This window comes from Pseudomonas sp. PDM32 (assembly GCF_019219225.1).
Classification (GTDB): domain Bacteria; phylum Pseudomonadota; class Gammaproteobacteria; order Pseudomonadales; family Pseudomonadaceae; genus Aquipseudomonas; species Aquipseudomonas laurylsulfatiphila.
Genome location: NZ_JAHUWE010000011.1, coordinates 53,373 through 78,958 on the forward strand (window position 1 = coordinate 53,373; position 25,586 = coordinate 78,958).

Sequence of the window (25,586 nt, forward strand, 5' to 3'; positions counted from 1 at the left end):
GCTCCCTCGCCACAGTTACAGTGGAGATCCTCTATGAACAATCGCCGTTCACTCCCCCCTCACGGAACTTGCACGACAGCCACTGGAACGCGTTGCCTGTCACTGACCAGGCAAGCAACCAGCGCCGCCACGCCAATGGCAAACAGATAGAGGGCTTGCCGTCCCAAATGCTCCATCAATGCACCTGCCACCAATGGCCCGATGGTTGCGCCGATACCGAACGTCACCAATAACACCCCCGCCACCGATACACGCAGTTGGGGCTCCAGATTGTCATTGGCATGAACAACGCCCAATGGGTACAGGCAGAACTGCAGGAAACCTATCACGGCGCCCGCCAGCATGACCCAGCCCTGTCCCGGTGCCTGCAAAAAGGCCAAGGGCAGGTAAGCGATGCAAAGCAGGACGGCAGTCAGGCGAATCAGGCCAACGCGGGAAAAACGGTCCGACAGCTTGCCCAGCGGCAATTGCGCAAACAGTCCGGCCGCAATGCTCAGGGCCATGAACTGGCCAACCTGTGCAGGGGTGAAACCCGATTGCGCCGCGAAGATCGGGGTCAATCCATAGAAGCAGCCATTGAGCAATCCCGACGCCAGGACAGTGCCCAACGACTGCGGCAGACGACGGACATATAGCATGAAGCTGACTCGGTCCTGGCTGATCGGACTGGGCTGCATGCCCCGGTGCATGGCCATCGGCACCAGGCCGATGGCAAAGGCGATGGCCACACCGGACAACACCAGGGTGTCGAGCCCATTGCCCAGGCCCAGCAGCAGTTGTCCCAGCATCATCCCCACGTAGCTGGCCACCATGTACAGCGACATGGCGCCGCCACGACGATCACTCGGCGCACAGTCGTTGAGCCAGCTTTCGATGACCATCAGTTGGCACATCATCGCTACACCGACCACAAACCTCAGCGCCAGCCATAGCGTCAGCGAGTCGCTCAATTGGTGGCTGAGTACCGCCGTGACAATCACCCCCGCACTGACCACGAAGGCCCGCACATGCGAGATCCGGCCAATCAGCCAGTACCCGATCCGGCCTCCGAGTACCATTCCCAGCGCATTGGCCGCCATGAGCGCACCGCCCCAGAACTCTGCGACGCCGGCGGCGTCCAGGCGCAAGGCCAGATACGTCATCAGCAGGCTGGACCCCAACTGCATAAGCAGAGCTGCAGCGTAAATCGTTGCAAATACCTTGGTCAGCGCAAACATGCTCAGTTTTCCCGATCAGACGAGGCCGTGACGTTGCTTCCAGTCTCCGGGATGCACGACATAGCCAAACAGTGCGTGTCCGCCATAGACGAGCTCGGTGCCTTCGGGTATCCAGAGCAATTGCCCTGGCGTCACCCGGTACAGTTCACCGTTCGCTCTCAGTTCGAAACAGCCTTCAATGACGAAAATGACTTCGTCATAGAGCAAGGTCCAGGCGACCTCCGCGCCTTCCCACCGCGCAAAGCCAATCCCCAGATGAGGCGACACGTCATTGCTCAGGGCACGGGCAACGCTGGCGCCCCCCGGGGGGCCGCCGCGATGCACAAAGTCCAGGTCCCGGTGGTCGACCAGCATCACCGGCTTTCTGTCAGCAGGCACCTGGGTCATAGTTCGCGCCTGCTGTTCCACGCCGCCCAGCGGATACGTGAACGCACGCCCAGCCCCAGGAACGGTTCCGGCGGATTGCGCGAAGGCATGCCCGTCACGGACTGGATGTCATCCAGACGCTGAGAGTCGGCGCCCACTACTTTATCCGCCAGCAATGTCCCGGAGATGGTGCCCCATGCAGCCCCAACCCCGTTGTCACAAGCCGTCGCGAAAACGCCGTCGTCGAGCTTGCCGAAGAAGTTGGTGAAGTTGCGCGAGATCGCGTAGACCCCGCCCCAGGTGTGTGTGAAGGGAACATGGGCAAGTTGCGGATAACGGGCGTGAAAAGCCGCGCAATGATCCTCGCGGACTTTCAGGCGGATCGAATCATTGATGCTGCGCCCGTAGCGTGGAACGTGCTTGTAGGTATTGCGGATGATGAGACGACGATCCTGGGTCATCCTCACCGTGGTGCCGGCGTGGTCGGCCGGTGTCAGCCCCCAGTCGGCCTGGACGCCAACAGAGGCCATCTCGGCGTCGGTGAGCGGGCGCGTCCAACTGGCAAATGTCATCACCGGCAGCAGCCGATTGCGCAAGTAACCAAACTCCTGGGTGAAGATGCTGGTACCCAGCAGCACTTTCGGCGTGCGGATCAAACCCTCTTTACCGACCAGGATCCAGTTCCCGCCGGCGTCCTTCTCCAGACGCTGGATGGGCGATTCCTCGAGGACTTCAACGTTCTGTGGCAGTGACGCGCCCAGGCCGCGCACCAGTGCCGCCGGCTGCATGAGATAGCAACCGGGGGTGAAAATGGCGCGGCTGTAGTAGTCGGTCCCGAGTACGCCGGCCAGTTCCTGGCGTTCCACCTGGCGATAAGGCTCACCCAGGTCGGCCAGCAGTTTCTCGAAATGGTCGAGGTAGGCCAGGCCACGCTCGCCCACCGCCCCCTGGTACTTGCCGGCATGGGACCATTGACAATTGATGGCGTGGCGACCGATCAGGGTTTGCAGTTGATCGATGGCTGCGCGGTTAAGCCCCAGCAGGCGTTGCTTGTGCTGTGGGTCAGGATGCTCCAGGGCAAACTTGTGCGGCAGATCGATGACGAAACCGGAGTTACGCCCTGATGCCCCATAACCGACACGCTGGGCATCGACCAGGAGAATGCGCGACTGTGGCATATGCTCAGCCAACCGGCGTGCAGCGGCGAGACCGGCGAAGCCGGCACCGATCACCACGTAATCGGCCTTTTGTTCACCGGTCAGGCGCTTGGCCGGACGCGGTTCGGGCAGTGCGGCGTACCAGCCACAACTGTGGTCATCATGAGGCAGGTTAACGATACTGTTCATTGGTCAATTCTCAAGCCACATGCTGTGGGGTGTCCTGGCAGTTCTGCAGCCAGGCATTGCGTTTTTGTTGGGCCTGCCGCCCGAGCAGGACGAAGCCGCGCAAGGCGCCATCGTTGTCGCGAAAGGCTGCGCTGAGTCCGTCCCCGGTCGCGTCGCAGTGCCATTGCCCGGCACAATCGACGGGTGGCGGGAGCAAACACAAAGGGGCCGCCGGTGTCTTCACCGTCACAGGCGCAAGTGGATAGCTCACTGGCGTCGGCTGCCCGGACAAAGTCCTGGCCAGGGCGCGTATGCCCTCATTGATCGGCGCGAGGTAAGGCAGCAGTTGCCCATTCACCTCGATGCAATCGCCCAAGGCATAGATACCGCTTTGCGAGGTCTGCAGGTGCGCATCCACCTTGATACCTCGCCCGCACTCAAGGCCCGCGGCTTGCGCCAGCTCCACGTTAGGCCGCAGGCCGACTGCCGACACCACCAGATCCGCATCGAAGTGCTGACCATCGGCCAGTTCCAGCCGATAGCCGTTCGCGCCCTGTTCGATACGTTGCAAGGTCGTGCGCAAATGCCAATGCACGCCAAGACCGGACAACGCCTGTTGCAGTTGCAGGCCCGCCGGTTCCGGCAACAGGCGCTCCATCGGCCATTTGCCCAGACCGATGACCCGAACCTGATAGCCGCTGCTCGCCAGGTCGTTGGCGAACTCACAGCCAATCAATCCGTCCCCCAGCACCGCAACGCTGCGCACACCGTCGAGGCGCTCACGGAACGCGCGGTAATCCTGCAGGTTGTTGACGCTCAGCAATGCATCGGCACAACCTTCGATGGGCAGGCGCAGCGGCGAAGCCCCGCTGGCCAATACCAGCTGGCCGTACTGCATCTCGCCCAGATTGGTATGCAGTCGTCGCGCCACAACGTCGATTCGCTCGACACGGCAGTGGCTATGAATCCGGATGCCCAATCGCTGTTCCAGCGCCATCGGGCTTTCCGTCGCCAGGCCCGCGGCGCTGCGACCTTGGGCCAGCGCGATGGACAGCGCCGGCTTGGAATAGAGATGCCCACAGTCCTGGGTCAGTACCCGGACATCGAGTTGCGGGTTGGCCTTGCGCAGCGCCTGAGCCAGGCCGTAGCCGGCATGTCCGCTGCCGATGATGACCACTGGCTGGGCCGGTGAAACGTCAACCATGGCCTGCTTCACAACAACCGGGGCAACGGCCGCGACCTTGACCGGCTCGCTGATTTCGATCATCTCGAAATCGGACTTGCCGACCTTGCACTCGGGGCACAGCCAGTCTGGCGGCACATCTTCCCAGCGGGTCCCGGCAGCGATGCCGTCGTCGGGCCAACCCAGAGCTTCGTCATAAATCAGGCCACAGATAATGCAGAGCCACTTTTTCATGCTGATGCCTCCTCACTCGCCCGAGATGCGCACGGCCAGGTTCTTGGTCCTGACGTAGCTGTAGAGCGCTTCCTGGCCCTTCTCCCGACCGAAACCGGAGAGGCCTACGCCGCCAAAGGGCGTTTCGATGCCGCCGGCGTACCACTCGTTGATGAACACCTGACCCGCACACAGTCGCCGCGCACAACGCAGGGCGCGATTGAGGTCTTGAGTGAACACACCGGCGACCAGGCCAAATTCAGTGCCATTGGCAATGCGAATGGCCTCCTCCTCGGTATCGAAGGCAATGACCGCCAGGACCGGGCCGAAGACTTCGGTCTGGGCAATATCCATGTGCGCGGTAACGTCTCGGAACACCGTCGGCGCCATGAAATGCCCCCGCAGCCCGCTGATCGCCTCACCGCCGGTGGCGACCACGGCCCCCTCCTCCTCGGCACGCCGGCAGATGGCCTCGATGCCCTGAAGCTGACTGGCGCAAATCACCGGCGTCAGGTCCGGATTGTCCTGGCCACGGCCGATGCTCAGGCTCTCGGCCATCGCCACCACATCAGCGACCACCTCGTCATACAGCGAACGATGCACCAGCAGGCGCGACATCGCCGAGCACACCTGACCGGCATTGAAGAAGATGCCGTTGCGCACGCTGGCCAGCAGTTGTTCGCGATCGGCATCGGGGAACACCAGCGCAGCAGACTTGCCACCCAGTTCCATGACGCTGGGAGTCGCGTGCTCGGCGGCGGCCCGCAGGATGCTCTGCCCCGTGGCGACAGAGCCGGTGAAGACAATCTGGTCGACCTCACGATGCCCGGCCATGTAGGCCCCCACTTCCCGGCCGCGGCCACAGATCAGATTGACCGCCCCCCGTGGCAAGCCCGCACGTTCGATGGCCTGCAACAGCACACACAGTCCCAGCGGCGAAATCTCCGGCGACTTGATCACCACCGCGTTACCGGCCGCCAGGGCCGGCGCCAGCGAACGGGCGCAGATGGACACCGGAAAATTCCACGGCACGATCTGCAGCGACACGCCCATCGGGTCGTAGACCGTGAAGTCCATATAGCCGTTACCCAGGGGAATGGATGTGCCTTCGATCTTGTCGGCCATGCCGGCGTAATACTCGAAGTAGCGCGCCGCCTCGACGAACTCGTCACGGGCATCGCGCAGGCTCTTTCCATTTTCCTGACACAGGACCCACGCGCCCTCTTCAGTCACTGCGCGAATTTGCGCGGCGATTTCCAGCAGCCAGGTCACCCGTTGCGCAGGGCGCGCGCGGGTCAGCTCACCACTGTCGGCACAGCGTCGCGCCGCTTGCAGCGCGCGCTCTGCGTCGGCCACTCCAGCCTGGGCGATAGTGGCGACAGGTTCCGCCGTGCCGGGGTTATTGACGGTAATGTGCTGCTCACTGTCGGTCCAGGTGCCGTCGATGAAGTTCAGCCAGTGCGGTTGGATCGAATACATGCTCATCTCCTCACACGCTCTCGGCGCAGTCGAGAAGCTGACGCGCCGCCCACTGGTGGAAGAAATGCGTCGGCAAATCCATTTCCGGAGAGAACGCACCACCGCCATAGCCGGGAGAGTGACGGCCCTTCTGCATGCCTTCGACGGAAGCGATGTCCTCGGCAAACACCACGCGCCAGGACTGCATCACAGCGTCACGCGCCGCTTCGAAACGGTCATCGAGGGCCTCGTCGCCGACGTAGAAAAGACGCAGGTGTTCGACGGTTTTTCCGGGGGCAATCGGCTCCAGCATCATGGCGAAAGCATGGTCGGCCTGAATGCCCAGCAAGACGTTGGGGAAGAACGCTACGTATTCTGCGGTGCGCAGGCGATCCCGCGGCCAGGACGGGAACATGGGCAAGTGAGTGCCGGCGACGTCGGACAGGTTATAGGCATGGCTGCCCTGGCCGGCGAACTGATCGAAGATGATGTTGTAGTGGTCTTCCAGGCGCGAATAGCTGTTCAGGCTCGGGTGCACCCATGGCAAGTGGTAAGCCTCGCAGTAGTTTTCCACCGCCAGTTTCCAGTTGCAGTTGACCTCGATGCTGACCGCACCACTGTTGGGCTCGCGGCGCATCAGGTCCATGCCGTCGGTGCCGAGGAATTGGGTCCAGCGCTCGGTGAGCGGCGCGAGCTGGTCTTGCAGGTCCGGCGCGTCAGCCGACAGGTTGATGAACACCATGTCCATCCAGATCGCGCTGCGCAAGGCTTTCAGGCCATGTTTCTCGCAGGCGAAGCGCTCGTCCTTGTGCTGATTGATGCCGCCCACATGAGGCGTACCTTTGAGGCCACCGTTCAGATCGTAGGTCCAGGAGTGGTAGGGGCAGCGAATCACGCCCTGCACTTCACCCGCCTGCTGCACCAGCTTCACGCCACGGTGACTGCACACGTTGTGGAACACCTGGACCAGGCCTTCGCGGTTACGCATCAGCAACAGGGGCAACCCCATGAAGTCCACCGGCTTGACGTAGCTGTTGCCCGGCAGGTCGCTGGCGAAACCGACGCACGCCCAGTTGCGACCGAGCACGTGATCGCGCTCCAGGTCGAAATAACGTTGCTCGGTATAAAACTCATTGGTCAGGCCATGGGCCTCGTGGATCGGAGCCAGGACAGTCTCAAGGGTGTGTGTCGGGATGAGGCGGGTCGCGGTCGTGGAAGTCATTATTGTTTTCTCTTGCTGGCACGAAAGGAAATGCACGGCAGGTCTGGCCTGCTGCATGACGGCGAGTTTCGGCAAGAAGAGGAAGCCTCGACAAACGATTTTTGTTGCACGCATTAATGACTATTGATCATTAATACGCTCGGCATGCTTTGCTGATACGGTTCAGTAAAGGATGGGGTTTTTAGCGTTTTGACGCGCTTCGGCATTAATGATCAAAAATCATATATTGATGAGGATAAATGGGTTGTCGGCGACCCGTGTCTCCACCATTTTGTTGCCACATCCCGAGCCTGCCTCGAGATCACCCTGAGGAGTTGATGACCGGCCGTTGGCATCCGCCAATGACCGCCCTTCCCCTCACCCGGCGAAACCCTCAACCCTTGAACAATAATAAAAGGGGAAAAAAATGCGTGCAGAATCGGGCCTTCTCAAAGGTCTCAACCCGAATGTAACCTTGGCTTCGATCACAACCGTGGTCCTGTTTGTGCTGTTCTGTGCGTTCATGAACGAGCAGGCGGCCAAAGCGTTTGAAACCGCGTCGACCTTCATCCTGACCAACTTCAAATGGTACTACCTGGCACTGCTGAGCGCTGTGCTGTGCCTGCTGCTGTACATTTCCGTCAGCCGGTTCGGCACCCTGAAACTGGGCGCCCACGACGACCAGCCGGAGTTCAGCTTTGGTTCCTGGATCGCCATGCTGTTCAGTGCGGGCATGGGCATCGGCCTGATTTTCTGGTCGGTCGCCGAACCCATGCTGCACTACGCCGACAACCCGTTCTCCAAGGGGCTGACGGATGAGGCCGCGAGCATGGCCATGCGTATCACCCTGTTCCACTGGGGCCTGCATCCATGGGCGATCTTCACCTTGATCGGCCTGAGCCTGGCGTACTTCGCCTATCGCAAGGGTCTGCCCCTGGCGCTTCGGTCCCTGCTCTACCCACTGATTGGCGACCGGATCTACGGCTGGATTGGCCATGTGGTGGACATCATGGGCGTGGCGATTACCGCCTTCGGTGTGTCCCAATCCCTCGGTCTGGGCGTTGCGCAAATCAACACCGGCCTGCACCAGGTGTTTGGCGTTCCGGTCAGTATCGGCCTGCAGCTTTCGATCATCCTGGTGGTCACGATCATCGCCTCCATCTCACTCCTGGCAGGCCTGTCCAAGGGAATGAAACGGATTTCGACACTCAACATGTACATGTCGATCCTGTTGATGCTGATTGTCCTGGTGATCGGGCCGACCCGTTACATCCTTAACCTCATGTTCGAATCCACCGGGGACTATGTGCAGAACCTGGTCGGTTTGAGCCTTTGGATGGACACGCAGAAAGACACCCAATGGCAAAACTGGTGGACCGCCTTCTATTGGCCATGGTGGATGACCTGGGGGCCATTCGTGGGGCTGTTCATCGCACGGATTTCCAAGGGGCGGACCATTCGCGAGCTCATCGTCGGTGCTTTGGTGGTGCCTACCCTGGTCACCATCCTGTGGATGTCCGTTTTCGGTGGCGCCGCGTTGAAGAGCGAGCAAACCGAACGCCAGCAGTTCCAGAAAGCAGCGACAAGCACCGAGCAGGTTCAGGAACAGGCCACCTTCGAAGGCGGCACGATTCTGCTGGCGACCAAGAAAGAACCCACGGCGGCCATGTTTACCCTGCTCGGAAAACTGGATGGCCCCGTGATCGGTGGTGCGCTCTCCATCTTCGTTTGCCTGCTGCTCGCCGTGCACTTCGTGACCACGGCCGATGCAGGAACCCAGGTCCTCTGCACGCTGAACGCGATGGGAAGCACCAATCCACCCAACTGGATCAGGTTGCTCTGGTGTGTGCTGGAAGGTGGTGTCGCGGCGGGACTGCTGCTGGCGGGAGGGCTCAAGGCCATCCAGATGGCGAGTATCGCCGCAGGCCTGCCCATTGCAATCCTGATGATGGTCATGAGCTACACACTGATTCGCAGCCTGCGGGCGGAACCCTTCAGCGACCTGCCCCACTTGCCTCCCGCTCGCCTGCCCAGACCCGAGCACGCCCGGGAAGCGTTCTCGCAACGTGGCGGCCCCTTGCCGGACGGTCCCGGGGAATCCTTGCTGACCGCCAGAAAAGCCGGCTGAAACCAGCGCTGTGGCCTGTGGAGACAGGTCACAGAGACTACTGAATGAAAAACGCCGCCAGCCAACCGCTGACGGCGTTTTTCTTTTTCTGGACCTTGCCTTATCCCTGGACGGAAGGAAGTCCCATCAGCCAGTCGCGAAACAGCTTCACGCTGTGTCGTGGGCCGCGGGTACTGAGAGGTTCCAGCAAACAAAACTGGGCGTCTGTCTGCAGCACCAGATCGTTTGGTCGAACCAGCGCGCCCGTGCCCAGTGGCTCGTCGACCAGATTATTCCAGGCCAGAGCCACACCCTGCCCGCTGATCGCCGACTGGATCAGCATGCTGTAGCTATTGATGTTGATCCGGTGTTTCGGGGCAACGGGAGCACGCTCCAGGCGCTTGAACCATTCCGGCCAGCCGATCCAGTCCCGCTGGGAATCCTCAAGCCATAGCCAGGTGCAGGAAGCCAGCCCTTCAATCGAAGACAGCTGGGGATGCTTGGCCAGGTACGACGGACTGCACACCATGAAAATCTCTTCCGAGAACAACGGCGTAACGTCCAGGCCTTTCGGCGAGGCACTGCAGTAATACATCGCCAGATCGCAATCGAGCTTGGCGTAGTCCTTCACATGATCGATCGCAATGATCCGTAGATCGATCTCTTCATGCTGGCGTTGAAACTCGGCAACCTTGGGTAAAAGCCAGAGCGATGCCATGGCCGTGCTGGTGGCAACGGTCACCTGCTGATCCCCGCGCCATTGCCGGATTTCCCCCGTGGACCGAGCCAGACTCTGCAGACAGTCGCGAACCGTCTCGTGGTACTGGGCACCGGTCGGCGTGAGGTTGATGGTACGGGTTGTCCTCTCGAACAATGTCTTGCCGAGATAATCCTCCAGCAACCGAACCTGCCGACTGATCGCGCCCTGCGTGACATTCAGCTCTTTGGCAGCGAACGTAAAACTCAAGTGGCGGGCTGCAGCCTCAAAGGCAATCAAGCTGTTGAGGGGCGGAAGAGGCTGAATTTTCAAGGCGTTTACACCCACATATTCTTGTTTTTACCGAATCGCCATTCTAGTGATTCGCACGCGGTCAGGCGCAGGTTTTATGCGTAGCCCGCTATATTTATGCCGTGTTTTTTCGCTTCGTAGAGGTCGGGGTGGATTTGTACCTTCGATTGAGCAAAGACGACCCCAAGGGGCACATGACATGCACAGCTTGTTTTATGCAACAGCCCAGTTGACCAGAGTGCGCGTACGCCCTGTTGATTGGCTGGAGCCCCCTCGTGCTGCACAGGCATCCCCCCTCGAACGCCAGGCAGGCATTTGCGGAGGGCTTTTGCTTTTCGCGATGGGCGTTTCATTCTTGCTGTGGTTACTCGGCAGCTAGACCCGCCCCCGCAAAGCACAGCAAGCAATGGTTGCCCCATGACTGCCACGCTTTGCGGCGTGCCAGCTTAGTGCCCGTTTTTGATCATGTCCGCGGCCTTTTCGCCGATCATGATGCACACCGAGTTAGGGTTCCCCGAGATCAGCGTTGGCATGACCGATGCGTCGGCAACGCGCAACCCTTCCATACCATGCACCCGGAGATCCGGGCCCACTACCGAAAGCTCATCCACTCCCATGCGGCAAGTGCCGGATGGGTGCAGCGCGGCGTGCGCTTGTTCGTGACAGAATTTTTTCATCTCTTCCCGGGACCGGACCGCCACGTCCGGCACATGCCGCCTGGCAATGAAGGGTTTGAAGGCGGCCTGGGACATGATTTGCTCACCCACCAGGCAACCATCCACCAGGCTTTCAATATCGTAAGGGTCGGAGAAATAGTTAGGCACGATCCGCGGAGGTGACATCGGGTCGGCTGAATAGAGCTCGACATAGCCTCTGGACCGTGGACGTATCTGCCCCAGGTTCAGCGTGCATCCATTGCCACCGGGAACAGAGTCAACGCCCTCCTCGATGCCTGCACCCACCACCATGAAGTACTGGATATCGGGATGGGTTGCCGCCTTGTCACCCCACCAGAAGGCCCCGCCTTCGATCAGGTTTGACGCCGCCGGACCTTGTCTGAACAACGCGTATTGCAAACCGGCCATCATTTTCCAAAGCGGCTTCTTGTACTTGTCGTAGCTATGCGGGCCCGTCAGTTCATACACCAGAGACACTTCAATATGGTCCTGAAGGTTCTGGCCGACACCGGGCAAGTCTTTGATCACTTTGATGCCATGTTTATCCAACTGTGCGGCCGGACCAATACCGGACAACATCAACAGTCGCGGCGAGTTGATGGCGCCGGACGATAAAATGATTTCCTTGTCGGCGTGCATTACATGGCGCACGCCCTTTTCTATGTATTCAACACCAATGGCTTTGCTGCCTTGCGTCAAGATACGGATGACGCGACACCCCGTCTTCACCGTCAGGTTCTTGCGCGATTTGGCGGGTGCCAGGTACGCCACTGCGGCACTGCTGCGAAAGCCGTTTTTGGCGGTGATTTGATACAGCCCGCACCCCTCAGGCTTGCCCGAATTGAAATCTTCGTTGTACGGCAATCCGTGCTGCTGGCAAGCGCGAAGCCATACTTTGGTCAATGGATGGACATTGATCGGATCAGAAACGCCCAGCGGCCCACCAACGCCGTGGGCTTCATTGCAGAAGCGCTCGTTGTCTTCGGCTATTTTGAAGTATGGGAGTACATCATTGTAGGACCAGCCGGTGGCGCCCTGCTCCGCCCAACCATCGTAGTCGGCCGGGACACCGCGGATGTAGATCATCGCATTGACCGAACTTCCGCCTCCCAGCACGCTGGCCTGGACCATCGTCGGCGTCTCGGTCCGGCGTTGATCTTCGGTAGGCTCCCATGCATAGCGTTTGAGCAGCGGGCCTTGCGCAGTCTTGTAGTAGGCGCCGGGAATATGGATATAGGGGTTGCGATCGCGCGGTCCCTCTTCGAAAAGGACGACGGAAGCTGTTGCGTCTTCGCTCAGCCTCGAAGCCACGGTGCAACCTGTCGATCCGCCTCCGATTACGATAAAATCCACCATTACGACCTCAGATCTTTTTAGTATTGAGAACAAGGCTGCCGGGAGCAGTGGCAACCAATAGAGACTGGCAAGCGTTGACTTGCCCCTGCTCAATGACGAGCAGGCCGAAATCAAACTTGAAAAAGTATTTTTGGATCTTGTCGAAAAAGTTGTTTATCGACCCACAAGCCGGGTCAATAGTGACTTCAACTCTTTGGCGACTTCGTAGCTGTTCTGTTGTTGCTGCTTCTTGCAAAACAACTCACAACTCCACCAGCCCTGGTACCCGGTTGCCTTCACTGCGGCCGTCCACTCGGCAAGGTTCAAGACCCCGCTTCCCGTTGGCACATCCCTGAGGATTGCTTCGTTCGCAATGCCACCTTCGAACGGCAGCGAGTCACAAACATGCACGCCGTAGATCACGTCTTTGTTCATCCTGGCAATGTCTTGCGGTTTCACGCCTGAGGTAAAGCAATGCCAGTAGTCGATGACCATCTTGACGTTATCGCGCTCGGTGCGATCAATCAGCTGAAGTTGATGGTCCAGGCTGTTCAAGGGGGTCCAAGACAGCGCTTCAAGATAAAGAAGCACGTCATACTGCTTTGCCAGGTCAGCCAGCAAGGCGAGGTTCTTGACAGTCAAGTCATACTGAGTCGCTTCATCAAAACCCAGCAAGCCGGAGTAATACGTGCTCTTGCCATGATGCTGAAAATCGATCACAGCCTGAACATTGATTGGCCCGGTGAGAACCTGTACACCTTTTGCACCTGCCAGGTTGGCCAATTGAAAAAGTCGCTCAGCCTCTTTCAGCAAGTCATCGCGTTCGGCTCCCTGGCGCTCGATATCCCTCAGGTAACCAATGCCTGTGACAGGCACGTCCTTGAGCAGGTTTTTCAGTTCCGCTTCGGTGTAACCGGCCTGCAGCCAGGCTTCCAGTTTTGCGCTGTTGATCTCCAGCGCATCGAAACCCACGGTCTTTGCGATGTCGATGTCCATCGCCAGGGTCGAGTGCTTTGCAACTGTGGAATGCAGGGCCAGAATATTGTTTTGGGTTTGCATATGACGCTCCTACCGTTGTCATTCATTGTAGAGCGATCGGATTCAGGTAGAGATTTCGCAGCTACGCAAAATGCGGCGCAAACTGACGCAGTCAATGCGTCAGGTTCCGATTGTCGACCACTCAAGCGTTTGAAAGCCGGTTGGCCTAGGCCTGATGACCAGATCAAGCAACACTGGAAACAGCACGCTCAATGCCTTGCTTTCATTTGTGCTCAGGACTTGTCCTGGCTCGAAGCGTTCTGGTCGGTTGTTGCATTGGCCAACGCCCGAACCTTGACCGCGGCTGCCAATAGCGCCCGGCGGTCCAGTACACCCTCATGGACGGCCGCAACAATCGCCTCGGCGATGGCATCAAGGCCCGATTCACTCGACACCAGCAATAGATGCGCACCTGCCGACAGTGACGCAACGGCTGTGTCCGTGATGGAATTTCCCCGGAGGATGGACACCGCATCGAGGTCATCGGAAATGATCAAGCCTTCGAAACCAAGGGTGTCGCGCAAAATGCCGATGACTGTTGACGAGGTGGAGGCCGAATGTTCCGGGTCGAGCGCCGCAAACACCGCGGGGCCCGGCATCACCGCTTTGACACCAGTGGCAATGACTTCCTTGAAGACCTCAAGGTTGTCATGCAGCAACTCCAGTGGCCCGGGAACCGTGGCTTGGGCAATCGCCGGGTCCTCTTCAGTGACGTAATGGCCAGGAAAATGTTTGGCCGTCGCAATCACGCCGGCCCGTTGAACCCCGCGGATAAAGGCACAGGAAACCCGGCTGACCTCGACCGGGTCTGCGCCCAGGTGTCGATTGAGTAGCCATGGATTGGCGCCGGTTACCACGTCGACAATCGGTGCCAGAAACAGGTTGACCCCCAGGCTTCGTGCCGCCTGGGCCATCTCGAAGCATCGCTGTTCGATATCCTGCGAGCTCAGCGTCTTGAGCTGCTCTCTCGACGCAATGGCAGGAACCAATTGATGAAGGCGTTCGATGCCGCCGAGTTCCTGGTCCACCGCAATCAGTACCGGCGCCCCAGCCAATGACGCCGCTTGCCGCGCGATGTTGACGAAGTCTGCCTGGGTTTCCGCACTCTTTCGTACCTCGCTCATGGCTCTGCCCACGTACTCCTCCCGTGTCTCCCCCAGCAAGAGGGAAACGCCACCTCGGCTCAGATAACGACGGACGTTGTCGTCCAGGTGCAAATCCCCGAACGCGGGCAGCAGTACCGAATATGCAGCTCTATAGAGTTCGCCAGACATCGATTTTCCTCAGTTCCGTAGTGTTGAGCGGAGCGCTTGTTTTTAGAAAGCGTGCAGGTGTCAGTTGTGTGGAAAAGGCACCCAGGCGCGCCGTCGGCTGGACTCGACGCACGCCAGTGACAGGCCGACGCCACGTACGCCTTCATGGATGTCGGGTAGCGGGATGCTGGTCGCGGTGCGCCAACCTGCGCCGGCATCGAGTGCCTCGGCGAAGTCGGCGTAGAGAACGGCAAGTGCTTCCAGGTAACCCTCGGTATTGCCGGCGGGCAAACTGCTGAAGTTCAGCGTCTGGGCGGCATTGTCGCTCTGGCCTCGGCGGTGGATTCGCTCTGCGCCGTCAATTGGCGCAAACCGGAGTGATTCCGGAGTCTCCTGGCACCATTCGATCGACGCCTTGCTGCCGATGATCTTGAAGCGCAGACCATTACGGTGGCCGGGTGCCGCGAAACTGGCCCACAGCAAACCGTCCACGCCGCCTTCATACTCCAGCTGCACCACACAGGTATCGTCCAGTCCCCAGCCGGGTACGACCGTGGTCAACTTGGCATTCAGGCTTGTGCAGCGACGCCCGCACAGAAACTCAAGCATGTTGAAGGCATGTGTGCCGATATCCCCGACGACACCGGTCGGGCCGGCCTTCTCTGGATCACCGCGCCAGGCAAGGCTTTTGCTCAACGTCGAGACACCCGGCGCCAACCACTCCAGCAGATACTCGACATACATGAAGCGAATGTCGCCAAGCTCCCCGGCCTGTATACGGCTGCGGGCATCCTTGACCATGGGATAGCCTTGATAGGTATAGGTCAGCGCGAAAAACGTATCGTGCTGATCGGCAATACTCGCCAATTCAATGGCTTGCTGGATGCTGTTGACCAACGGTTTGTCGCAAATGACCGGGATACCCGCCCGCAAAAACAACCGGCAAGGTTCAAAGTGCAGGTGGTTGGGCGTGACGATGACGACCGCCTCTATGGGATCGGGTCGACGTGACTCGGCAGCGGCCATGTCCTCGAATGACAAGTAAGTCCGCTCCGGCTGGAGGCCAAGTGCCTCGCCCGCCTCTCGGCATTTGTCGGCATCCGAGGAGAAGGCACCGGCAACGATCTCGAAGCGATTGCAAAGACGCATGGCCGCCCGGTGATAGCTGGCGAAGTAAGCGCCCTGCCCGCCGCCAACCATGCCCACCTTGAATCGCCTTTGCCCTGGAATGTCGCCGGTTAACCTTGCCATCGCTTAAAGACTCCAATAATTGACACTGACTTTGCGAATGCGCGGAGTGAAGTATCGATGGCGAACTTTCTTTGCACCATTTCGCACACTATCGATACATGACGCGGACTGAAGCACTCGTCATTGCACAGGCAAGCCGGGGTTTTGTTTGTCATCTGGAGTGCCCTTTCAAAGCCGACGGCCAAAATCTGTTACCGAGGGCCGGGTGAAGTGTTACTTGTCGGGCTTGCGCGTACCCAATGGTGGTTCTGACACATCATCCTGGGCACCCAGAGGTGCGGCTTTTCCCGCCGGGCAGTACAGGGGCACGCCGCTAAGCGCTTACAATCTGACGCATTGACTGATATTGACGGGTTGAACTTAAATACCCTGAGCGGGCATGGAACATGCTTAATTAAATCGCTGATAATTCAAGTATTTAAGCTGGCACGAAGTTATACGGCCGATTATTTCAATAACTGATTTATAACCTATATAACCTGCTGTTCTTAACCCCAGGCCTACATCGAGATAAAAAATGCCCAGCCGAGGAGATTCGCCCCCCATGTCGTTAAGTTCTGCCACCTCGCACCCTGAGCGACAACAGGTTCGCAGCGACTTGCAAGCCAACGTGCAAAAGAACCTGAGTACGCTGGTCGAGTCTTGCCGCTCGGTTGCAGACATGTGCCGCAAAGTTGATGTCAATCGCCAGCAGTTCAACAAGTACCTGGTGGGCCAGCACGTACCCTCACAGAAAATCCTGCAGAAGATCGGCCGGTATTTCATGATGGAGGCCGAAGACCTTTTTCGGCCGCCCGCCGAGTTCAAGAAATTTTATGAGGGCTACGAAAACGAACTACCGACAGACTTGCGGGCCTCGGCGCAATTCAATCATTTCCTGCCCCTGGCGAAGCAGTCGGCGGATCTGCTTGAAGACTATCTGGGCGTCTATTACCGGTACCACAACTCGTCCATCTATAAAGGCCGTATCCTGCGTTCGGTCACCTGCCTGTACCGGACCGACTCAATGGTCCAGTACGTCACCGTAGAACGCTTCCCCTTGCTCGATGGCAGCGGAAAGATCGGCTACTCGTTCACTTATCACGGTTTCTGCCTGCTGCTGGGTGATCGCCTGTTCATGGTCGATTTCGAGGGCAAGCAACGTAACGAAATGACGTTTTCGATTCTCACGCCGCAGCATCGCCGGCCGATCCGCTTTCTCTACGGATTGGTCACCGGGGTGGCGTCGTCTTCTTTCCGCCAGCCCTTCTCTACCCGAATGGCCTTGGGGTTGGTGGACAAAGGCAAGATCCGTAAACATCACCTGCGCAATGCAACTGCTGTGCTTCCCAGCGATCAGTCGTTACCGCTGGAGGTGCGCGAATACATGACGGGCGATAACGCCACTATCGTCTGGGGCGGTCAGGATTAAGACGGTTGAAGGGCGGGCCCGTCGATGTGCCCGTCGATGTTCGGCGGGGCGTCGACAGCGGCGCAGGATGGCGTGACTAAACTCATGAAGGTTTAATCAGGTTTCACGCGAACTGCGCGCAGTAATAATTTCCACCAACGAAGGCCCCTTGCTGTTCAGTGCCTTGATGAAGGCTGGATTGAGTTGCGAAGCATGCTCGACTCTCCACGCTTCAAGACCAAAGTTTCTGGCGATGCCCGCGAAGTCAGGCGAGTAAGGCTTGCCATCCGGCAAATTGAATTCCCCGGCCCGATGTTGCCCCGCAAGCGAAACCTGCACATCGCTCAACGACTCAGGCCCGCTGTTGTTGAACACCAGGAACACCACGGGAAGACTGTGCATCACGCACACCGCCATCTCCTGCATTGACTGCAAAAAATCCCCGTCACTTACGGCACACACCACTTGACGTGCCGGCATGGCGAGCTTCGCGCCAATGGCTGCCGGAACTGCCCAACCCACCGCACCGACGCCAGCGGTGCAAAAATGACCTCGGTGCTGATAATCCGGGAACATCTCACCGACTATGTCCTGGAGACTCTGCGTCCCGACCATCAGAATCGCATCCTCTTCCAGACCCGATCTCAACTCCGCCATAGGTCGGTGAACCATCAGAGGCGGGATGTCGCTGGCGCTGTTCGCTCGCAAGGTCGCAGGTGACAAACTGGCGTCAACCGAGGCGCTCTGAACAGCCGCCGGAATGTCCAGGCTTACAGGGCCGATGCGACCACTGAACATCGTGTCGAAGGACTGACGCAGGGTCTGTGGTAATTGTTCAATCGCCGAAACCCGCACATGCTCTTTTGTGATGCCAGTGGCGGCGAATTCAGGCCGGTCATCGCCCCGATCGGGGTTCCCCCCACTGATCACCAGGATGGCCGAGCAATCCGCCAAAGCGACCGCGATCCCGCCCAGGGCTTTCGAAAGGCCCAACGGAGCTGGCAGGAGAACAGCCATCGGACGACCACAGGCACGAAAGTAGCCGTCGGCAAGATGGACTGCACTTTGCTCCTGTATGACATGAATGAACGGGATGGCGGAGCCAGTGTTCAGCAGTGTTTCCACCAGGGCCCACGAACCGTCACCCGGCATGCCGGCAACATAGTCGACACCGTTCGCTTTCAGCGCTTTCGCAACAATCTGACCACCCGTGAGCTTCACAGAAAAACTCCCATCGAATAGACGCTGGCGCAAGGGCGGATGCACCTTGCGTCGTCTCAAGACCTTCATCGGAGTATTCGCCTGGAACAAACACGGCTCAATTTCGCACCCCCCGCAAAAGAGACGCACATTGACGCAGGTGAATGCCGCCCATCCCCCGCTATGGCGGGACTATCGTTAACAGGAGCCTGCTGCGCCGATTAGGTCACTTTGATGCGTCAGAGTGCGTCGCTTTTAAAGGGGCTGCGAAATTGAGTGCCCTGCCCACCAGGCCAATACTCGATCCATGAAAACAACAAGCCGAGCCTATCAAGCGCTGGGCGTGCCACGTGAAGGCTTCACCTTGATATCCAGGGAAAGTGGCGCGCTACCAGCCAAGGAAGAGTCGATCGGACCAGTGGAGGCCAACTGCGCAATGCCCTGTTTACCAGGCAGCACCGCGCCACAACCTCCCCAGCTGCATGGAAACAATGCTGGCCATAACTCTGCCGATTTACATGACCGCATGCATAGGGACGTGTCCGGCTAAACCCGCCGCGCCCACGCCAATGCAGGTCGCCAATTGTTAGCAAACAACCACCCTAGGCAGGAACTCAAAATGAAAAAAGAAAGAGAGACGGGTTATGGATCAACTGGCATCAAGCTGGATTCGATCAGCCTGAACCGGCGCACCTTTATGCTGGGGGCTGCTGCATCTGCCGCGGGGTTGTACATCAGTTCGTTCGTACCCAGTGCATTTGCCGCGTCCTCCGGCCATTTGGAGATTCTTGGGTGGGAAGGTGAAACCGGTGATGCGGAGCTGGCCGAATGGCGCAAACAACGTGGCATTACCGTACGTTCCAGCTATGCCAGCAACCAGGACGACATCACCGCGCGGCTGGCCGGCTCCGACCCCGTCCAGCTTGACCTGACCATGTACGCACTGGGCTACGAGACCATCTATCAGGAAATGGGCCTGCTCAAGGCGATCGATACCTCGAAGATCCCCAACTACTCCGCCGAAAATACCGTCCCGCTTTTCTATAAAGGCAGCCGCTGGTACTGGGATGGCAAACAATGGGGCATCCCGCTGTTGTGGGGCATGAACACCATCGTCTACAACCCTAAGAACGTGAAGAAACCCACCGAGTACAAAGACCTGCTCGACCCGAAATTGAAGGGCCGGCTGACCTTTGTCGATGACGGCACTTCCAACTGGTCACTCATCGCGATCATTGCCGGTTACGGGGACAAGTTCCCCAACCTGACTCGCGCCGAATTCGACGACGCCTTCGAAAAACTCAAACCGTATCGTGATCAATGCCGAGTCTTTGCTGCCTCCTCGGGCGATGCGGTTTCGCTGTTGGTCTCGGGCGAAGTCGACGCGGTATTTTCGGCGTCGGCCAACACCCCAAGCGAGACCAAGAAGCGCGGCGTAGTCACAGAACTATCAGTGCCCAAGGAAGGTGCTGCCCTCTGGTGTGACGCCCTGTTCATACCGAAGACCGCCAAGGACGTACCGCTCGCGCTGGAGTTCATCAACAAGACGCTCGAGGCCGATACCCAGGCGAAAATGGCAACCACGATGTTCTCTGGCGTGGTCAACAGCAAGGCTGTGCCGCTACTACCCGAAGAGCTGAGAAACACCTTCGACTACGCGAACCTCGACAGCTTTTTCGAGAAGTCGAAGCTCTACGGCCAGCCGCCCCTGAGCTCCGACAAGTACGTGACCTATGCTGAGTGGATCGATCAGTGGGCGAACTTCAAAGGCTCGTTCTAACCGCCTCGGCTATCCGGTGAGGTGAAAGAACGGCTTGAGTGTGTACGAGAGAGCGGGTGCTTGCGGGCACTCACTCCTCTGCTCGTTATCGAAACAAAAAGCAAAGGCACAATAATCATGAACGTAGTCAACAACAGCGAGCCCATCCTCCTCGATGACAGGGATTCAAAGGCTGGCAAACACGTGAAAATCGACAAGAAAACCCTCAGCGGGTATTTGCTGGCGTCGCCTCCGCTGTTCTTCCTGGTGGTGTTCTTCCTCATTCCGTCGCTGCTGCTCCTGGTTGCGAGTTTCTGGACCGCCAAGACCTTCAGCATGGAACCTGCGGCAACCCTGGCCAACTACGCCAAGGCATTGAGTGCCACCGGGTTCTACGACTCGTTATGGATCGCCTTGCAGAATGGCTTCTGGACCGCGGTGCTGTCGACGGTCATCAGCGCCCCGGTCGCCTACTACATTGTTTACCGCACGCGCTCCAATGCCGTGCTGTACCTGGCCCTGGTCTCCTGGTTCTCCAGCTACCTGGTGCGGGTCTACGCCTGGCGCTCGATCCTGGGCACCAACGGTGTGATCAATTCCACCCTGATGCACATGGGGCTGATCGATCAGCCGCTGGAATGGCTGGTCTTCAGCAAGTTCGCAGTGGTGTTGACCCTGGTGCACATCATGCTGCCCTTCACCCTGCTGCTACTGGTGTCAGGCTTGCGCGATATCAAGAGGGACTATCTGGAAGCCGCTGCGGATCTGGGTGCCGGCGGCACCACCATCCTGTGGCGGGTGATCATGCCGATGGCGCACAAGAGCATCGTCAGCTCGTTCATGTTCACCTTCGTCCTTGCCGCCAGCGACTACGTCACGCCCCAGCTCCTGGGCGGCCGAGACGCCATGACCACAGGCCTGGTGATCGCCAATCAGTTTCGTTCGGTCGGTAACTGGCCACTGGGGGCTGCGATGGCGTACTTGCTGCTGCTGGTTTTCATGCTGGTCTATGCGCTGTTGCTGGGAGTGTTGCGGGCTGCAAACCTGGCACCCGGCAAGCGTTACCACGACTGATGACCGCCCATAAAAAAGGTAACTCGCCATGATCAGGCTCTTCACTTACGTCTACATGCTGTTTCTTTATGCGCCCATCGCGATCATCGCGCTGTTCAGCTTTCATTCGTCGGCCTCGCTGTCATTCCCGTTCGAGGGCTTCTCGACCCAATGGTACGAGGCGCTGTTCAGCAGTTCGGACTTCATGACGGCTTTGACCAACAGCGCAATCGTCGCTGCGGGCTCGGCCATTCTGACCACCTTGCTGGGAACGTTCTCGGCCCTGGCGCTGATGCGCATGAAGGGCCGGTTCAAATCCGTCTTTGCCTTCATGAACTTCGCCCCCATCGCCTTGCCCGGTTTATTTCTGGGAATTGCACTGGTGATTTTCTTCTCGCTGATTGGCCTGCCACGATCACTGCTGACGGTGATCATCGGCCATACATTGTTCACCTTTCCATTCTTCGTCGAGTCCGTACGTTCACGTCTTGAGTACTTCGATCTGTCGTTCGAAGAAGCTGCACGTGACTTGGGCGCGTCACCGCTCAAGGCGTTCTGGCTGGTGACGCTGCCCATTATCGGCCCGACGATTGCGGGTGCGGCGATCCTGGCGATTGCCCTCTCCCTGGACGAATTCCTGATCACCGTATTCGTCACCGGCAGCGACACCACGTTGCCACTCATGATTCTTTCGATGATGCGCCGCGCCGTCAGCCCAACCATCAATGCCGCCTCGGTGTTCATGCTGGTCGTGACCATTGCCATCATTGTCATTGCCGGCCTGGTCATGACCCTGCGCCGTCGTCGTCTCGAACTTGAACGTGCAGAAACTGCAGAGTAATCGCCATGACCAACAGTATCGAACTGACCGGAATATCCAAGAGCTACGGCAATCTGACTGCCCTGGGCAAAGTCGACCTGACCGTAAAGCGCAACGAAATCCTGACTTTGCTGGGTCCCAGTGGCTGTGGCAAAACCACACTGATGCGCATCATCGCGGGCTTCGAAGAGCCGACCACCGGCAAAGTCGTGATCGACGGCAAGGACTCCACGGCGCTGGCGCCGGAACATCGCCCCGTCAACATGGTGTTTCAGAAGTACGCCCTGTTCCCGCATCTCGATGTCTTCGACAACGTGGCTTTCGGGTTGCGTCTGAAAAAGAAACCGCGGGACGAAATCAAGCGCGAAGTGACCAAGGCACTGGAGCTGGTGCAACTGGAAAACTTCAAGAATCGCTGGATCTCCGAGCTCAGTGGCGGCCAGGCACAACGCGTCGCCCTGGCTCGAGCCCTGGTCAACCGCCCCGCCGTGCTGTTGCTCGACGAGCCGCTGGCGGCACTGGACCTGAAGATTCGCCATCACATGCTCAACGAGATCAAACGGATCCACGAAGAGACCTCGACCACTTTCGTTTACGTCACCCATGACCAGGACGAAGCGATGATCCTCTCCGACCGGGTGGTGCTGCTGAACAAGGGTGGCATCGAGCAGATCGGTGGACCACAAGAGATGTACTGGTCGCCGCGCACGTTGTTCGCCGCGAAATTTTTCGGCGACACCAATATCGTCAACGGCACCTATGGACTGGGTGATACCAGCAGTGGTTATGTCGAGCTACCGTTCGGACGCTACGCACACACGGCCAAGAACAGCCTGAGTGCCGGACCGGTCAATGTCTCGATCCGTCCCGAAACCATCGGCCTTGAGCCTGCACTGGGCAACCCTCTGGCCAACGGGGCCTTTGCCGGGAAAGTCAAAGACACGTCGTTTATCGGCAACCGGGTCATTTACCGTGTCGCCGTAGCCGGCGGTACCCTCGACCTCAAATGCCAGCAGTTGCCCACCCCCGGCAGCCTCACGCTGCCGCCCGGGGCGGATGTCGCCCTGACCTGTAAACCGGACAGTTTCGTGGTGATACCTGCCTGAACAGCTTTCGGTTGAACGACGATCCCTGCGGTATTTCGCGCAGGGTCTGCCAGTAGCCTCAACGCTGGATCAGCTCTTCACCAAGAGCCTGATCCGGCGTTTTTTTGACCTGCACGGTGAACAACAGTGGTCCAATATATCGTGGTCGGGGGTGGGTCAGCCGGATGCGTCATTGCCGCGCGCCTGAGCGAAGATACCCAAGCGTCAGTCGTGCTGCTGGAAGAAGGGCCGAGGGACACCCATCCGTTTATCCATCTCCCGGTGGGATTCTATAAAACCAGCCAGGGAAATCTGGTTGAACGCTACCCCTGGGAGCCCCCAGCCGGTTATATCGGCGCGCCGAATCCGACCATGGTGCAAGCCCGGGTGCTCGGCGGTGGGAGTTCAGTCAACGCCATGGTGTACTTGCGCGGGCAACCTGCCGACTACGACAGTTGGGCCGATGGCGGTGCCCGGGGTTGGGCCTACAAGGACGTACTACCGTTTTTCAAGAAATGCGAAAGCAATGACCGCTTCAGCAACGACGCCCATGGCACCGATGGCCCGCTCGGTGTCTGCGATCAACGATTTACCCATCCTTTGACCAAACTCTGGCTACAGGCCTGCCAGCAGGCAGGGTTGGCCTACAATGCCGATTTCAACTCCGGTGTGCAGGACGGTTGCGGGTTGTATCAAATCAATGCCCGCAACGGCTTGCGATCGAGCACCTCGGTCGCCTATTTGAAGCCGGCGCGCCGGCGTCCCAATCTGACGGTGAGAACCCACTGCCGGGTCTTGCGAATCCTGGTCGAGAACGGTCGCGCCACGGGCGTTGAGTACCTTGAGAAAAACCGTCGCCATGTCTTGAGGGCCGATCGTGAAGTGATTGTCAGTGCCGGGGCAATCAACACGCCAAAGTTGTTGATGCTGTCGGGTATCGGGCCGGCCAGTCACCTGCACGACAAAGGCGTCAAGGTAATCCATGACCTGCCAGGGGTCGGGCAGAATCTGCAGGACCACATCGAAGTGTCGCTGATCAATGAATTGCGTCGCCCATTGAGCTACGACAAGTACAAAAAACCTCACTGGAAGATCGCCGCCGGCTTGCAGTACGCATTGTTTCGGCAAGGCCCGGTAACCTCCAACGTGGTCGAAGGTGGCGCGTTCTGGCGTACTTCCCTGGCCGAAAACCGTGCGGACGCCCAGTACTGTTTCATGGCCGGGGCCGGGGTCGAGGACGGTGTAGGTTCCGTCCCTGGTGGCAACGGATGCACCTTGAATGTGTGTCAGACCCGCCCCCGTTCAAGCGGTTTCCTGCAACTGCACAGCGCAGACCCCATGGACTTGCCCCGCATCGAGCCCAACTACCTGACCGACCCGCTCGATGTGGAGTGCATGGCCCAGGCCACCGAGTTTGGTCGGCACATCATGTCCCAGGCCGCATTGGCCGGCCACATTCAGCGCGAGCATGTGCCCGCAGAACCGTTACGCACAGGTGATGACTATCGGCGATTCGTGCGCCGACACGCCCACGCTGCACTGCATCCGGTAGGCACCTGCAAGATGGGTACGGACGCCATGGCGGTGGTGAACAACGATCTGCGTGTACACGGGATCGATGGCCTGCGGATCGCCGACAACTCCATCGCGCCGAGCTTGTGCTCCAGCAACACCAATGCACTGGCAATCATGATCGGCGAAAAAGCGGCTGATCACATTCAGCGTGCTGATCAGTCTCTGTAGGAGCCTGGGCGCGATGGCGGCACAGTCGACGCCATCGCGCCCACCCTCTTGCCCGTGGGTCAGACCCGGAAGTTGTTCATCAGCACTTGCTGCTGGTTGGCAAAATCGTTCAGGGACTGGCTGATACGCGCCGATCGATCCGCGTGTTCCACCAAGGTGCCCGTTACATCCCTGATGGCCGAAATGTTACGGGTCACCTCTTCGGATACCGCACTTTGCTCTTCGGCAGCACTGGCGATTTGCAGGCTCATATCGCTGATAGTCTCGATGCAGCGACTGACATGGGTCAGTGCGAGTACAGCCTCAAGCGCTTGCGCTGCACTGGTGTCGGCCTGGCGGTGCTGGCTCTGCATGGCGTTGACCACGTCGCGTGTTCCGCTCTGCAAACTTTCGATGACACCCTGAATCTCACTCACGGAGTCTTGGGTACGCTGGGCCAGATGACGAACCTCATCAGCGACTACCGCAAACCCCCTTCCCGTTTCCCCTGCTCTGGCTGCTTCAATCGCCGCATTCAACGCCAGCAAATTGGTTTGCTGGGCAATCGTGCGGATTACATCGAGGACGCTACCGACTTTCTCACTGCTGTCGCCAAGTTCGCGGACCGCCACCATTGCGCCGCTCATATGTGTCGCAAGCGAGTGGATGGACTGTGCAGCAGTCTCGATGGTGCCTTTGCAGGAGCGGGCAGCGACATCGCCATCGCACGCGGCAGTCGCCGCCATGGATGCATGTCGGGCCACTTCCTGCGAGGTCGCACTCATCTCGTGAGCGGCGCTCGCCACTTGCTCGACCTCCCGCAGCTGTTGTTGCATGCCGCTGCTGGTGCGCATTGCAATCGAAGACGCCTGGTCAGCCGTGGACCGGGTGTCCATTACGCTCTGACTGACCTGCGCGATAATC

Annotated in this window: 20 protein-coding genes and 1 pseudogene; 7 read left to right on the forward strand and 14 right to left on the reverse strand. The window is 58.9% G+C overall.

Translation table 11 applies throughout. The features are described 5' to 3' along the window. Positions 1 to 59: 59 nt before the first annotated feature. The 7 genes and pseudogenes from KW846_RS20845 to KW846_RS20870 form a co-directional block, all read right to left on the reverse strand. Positions 60 to 1,217 carry an MFS transporter gene (locus KW846_RS20845; RefSeq protein ID WP_218484828.1) on the reverse strand — a complete coding sequence of 386 codons (1,158 nt, stop codon included), beginning with the start codon at positions 1,215 to 1,217 and terminating at the stop codon, positions 60 to 62. A gap of 15 nt (positions 1,218 to 1,232) precedes the next feature. Continuing rightward, positions 1,233 to 1,604 carry an ethanolamine utilization protein EutQ gene (locus KW846_RS20850; RefSeq protein ID WP_218484830.1) on the reverse strand — a complete coding sequence of 124 codons (372 nt, stop codon included), beginning with the start codon at positions 1,602 to 1,604 and terminating at the stop codon, positions 1,233 to 1,235. After that, complete coding sequence (locus KW846_RS20855; protein WP_256356811.1) at positions 1,601 to 2,929, reverse strand: FAD-binding oxidoreductase; 1,329 nt, start codon at positions 2,927 to 2,929, stop codon at positions 1,601 to 1,603. The genes KW846_RS20850 and KW846_RS20855 overlap by 4 nt, the downstream gene beginning before the upstream one ends. A 10-nt stretch (positions 2,930 to 2,939) precedes the next feature. Continuing rightward, complete coding sequence (locus KW846_RS20860; RefSeq protein ID WP_371321770.1) at positions 2,940 to 4,175, reverse strand: FAD-dependent oxidoreductase; 1,236 nt, start codon at positions 4,173 to 4,175, stop codon at positions 2,940 to 2,942. Continuing rightward, positions 4,164 to 4,325: pseudogene (locus KW846_RS30130) on the reverse strand (rubredoxin); the annotation flags it as partial. The gene KW846_RS20860 and the pseudogene KW846_RS30130, both read right to left, overlap by 12 nt. Before the next feature lie 12 nt (positions 4,326 to 4,337). Further along, positions 4,338 to 5,783, reverse strand: coding sequence for an aldehyde dehydrogenase family protein (locus KW846_RS20865; RefSeq protein WP_218484834.1), 1,446 nt, complete (start codon positions 5,781 to 5,783; stop codon positions 4,338 to 4,340). 10 nt (positions 5,784 to 5,793) lie between these two features. Beyond that, entirely contained in the window at positions 5,794 to 6,984 is a 1,191-nt protein-coding gene (locus tag KW846_RS20870) for an aromatic ring-hydroxylating dioxygenase subunit alpha (RefSeq protein ID WP_218484835.1), read from the reverse strand. A 406-nt stretch (positions 6,985 to 7,390) separates the two neighbouring features. Here KW846_RS20870 and KW846_RS20875 point away from each other — a divergent pair, with 406 nt between their 5' ends. Continuing rightward, positions 7,391 to 9,091: a BCCT family transporter gene (locus tag KW846_RS20875; RefSeq protein ID WP_218484837.1), complete on the forward strand. Its 1,701-nt coding sequence runs from the start codon at positions 7,391 to 7,393 to the stop codon at positions 9,089 to 9,091. Positions 9,092 to 9,191: 100 nt separating this feature from the next. Here KW846_RS20875 and KW846_RS20880 read toward each other — a convergent pair whose 3' ends face one another. From KW846_RS20880 to KW846_RS20900, 5 genes are all read right to left on the reverse strand, one after another. Beyond that, positions 9,192 to 10,100: a LysR substrate-binding domain-containing protein gene (locus KW846_RS20880; protein ID WP_218485144.1), complete on the reverse strand. Its 909-nt coding sequence runs from the start codon at positions 10,098 to 10,100 to the stop codon at positions 9,192 to 9,194. A 425-nt stretch (positions 10,101 to 10,525) separates the two neighbouring features. Then, positions 10,526 to 12,112, reverse strand: coding sequence for a GMC family oxidoreductase (locus KW846_RS20885; protein ID WP_218484839.1), 1,587 nt, complete (start codon positions 12,110 to 12,112; stop codon positions 10,526 to 10,528). A 153-nt stretch (positions 12,113 to 12,265) separates the two neighbouring features. After that, on the reverse strand, positions 12,266 to 13,150 hold the full coding sequence (locus tag KW846_RS20890; protein WP_218484842.1) for a sugar phosphate isomerase/epimerase: 885 nt from the start codon (positions 13,148 to 13,150) through the stop codon (positions 12,266 to 12,268). A 212-nt stretch (positions 13,151 to 13,362) separates the two neighbouring features. Further along, positions 13,363 to 14,403, reverse strand: a complete 1,041-nt coding sequence (locus KW846_RS20895) for a glycoside hydrolase family 3 N-terminal domain-containing protein (RefSeq protein WP_218484843.1) — start codon at positions 14,401 to 14,403, stop codon at positions 13,363 to 13,365. Between the two features lie 60 nt (positions 14,404 to 14,463). Then, positions 14,464 to 15,633, reverse strand: coding sequence for a Gfo/Idh/MocA family protein (locus KW846_RS20900; protein WP_218484846.1), 1,170 nt, complete (start codon positions 15,631 to 15,633; stop codon positions 14,464 to 14,466). A 544-nt stretch (positions 15,634 to 16,177) separates the two neighbouring features. Here KW846_RS20900 and KW846_RS20905 point away from each other — a divergent pair. Continuing rightward, the gene (locus tag KW846_RS20905) at positions 16,178 to 17,044 is read left to right on the forward strand and encodes an XRE family transcriptional regulator (RefSeq protein WP_218484848.1); all 867 of its coding nucleotides are present in this window, start codon (positions 16,178 to 16,180) and stop codon (positions 17,042 to 17,044) included. Between the two features lie 96 nt (positions 17,045 to 17,140). Here the strand turns inward: KW846_RS20905 and KW846_RS20910 are convergent, their stop codons facing one another. Further along, positions 17,141 to 18,313, reverse strand: a complete 1,173-nt coding sequence (locus KW846_RS20910) for a thiamine pyrophosphate-dependent enzyme (protein ID WP_256356812.1) — start codon at positions 18,311 to 18,313, stop codon at positions 17,141 to 17,143. Between the two features lie 529 nt (positions 18,314 to 18,842). Between KW846_RS20910 and KW846_RS20915 the strand changes: the two genes are divergently transcribed. From KW846_RS20915 to KW846_RS20935, 5 genes are all read left to right on the forward strand, one after another. Continuing rightward, the gene (locus tag KW846_RS20915; RefSeq protein ID WP_007974786.1) at positions 18,843 to 20,003 is read left to right on the forward strand and encodes a PotD/PotF family extracellular solute-binding protein; all 1,161 of its coding nucleotides are present in this window, start codon (positions 18,843 to 18,845) and stop codon (positions 20,001 to 20,003) included. 117 nt (positions 20,004 to 20,120) lie between these two features. Further along, the gene (locus tag KW846_RS20920; protein WP_218484850.1) at positions 20,121 to 21,056 is read left to right on the forward strand and encodes an ABC transporter permease; all 936 of its coding nucleotides are present in this window, start codon (positions 20,121 to 20,123) and stop codon (positions 21,054 to 21,056) included. Between the two features lie 28 nt (positions 21,057 to 21,084). Further along, positions 21,085 to 21,876, forward strand: a complete 792-nt coding sequence (locus KW846_RS20925; protein WP_007974790.1) for an ABC transporter permease — start codon at positions 21,085 to 21,087, stop codon at positions 21,874 to 21,876. 5 nt (positions 21,877 to 21,881) lie between these two features. Beyond that, positions 21,882 to 22,961, forward strand: a complete 1,080-nt coding sequence (locus KW846_RS20930) for an ABC transporter ATP-binding protein (protein ID WP_007974792.1) — start codon at positions 21,882 to 21,884, stop codon at positions 22,959 to 22,961. Between the two features lie 126 nt (positions 22,962 to 23,087). Beyond that, positions 23,088 to 24,683 (forward strand): GMC family oxidoreductase, encoded by a 1,596-nt coding sequence (locus tag KW846_RS20935; protein WP_007974795.1) that lies wholly within the window; start codon positions 23,088 to 23,090, stop codon positions 24,681 to 24,683. Positions 24,684 to 24,742: 59 nt separating this feature from the next. Here KW846_RS20935 and KW846_RS30525 read toward each other — a convergent pair whose 3' ends face one another. After that, complete coding sequence (locus KW846_RS30525) at positions 24,743 to 25,558, reverse strand: methyl-accepting chemotaxis protein (protein ID WP_371321771.1); 816 nt, start codon at positions 25,556 to 25,558, stop codon at positions 24,743 to 24,745. Positions 25,559 to 25,586: the final 28 nt, after the last annotated feature.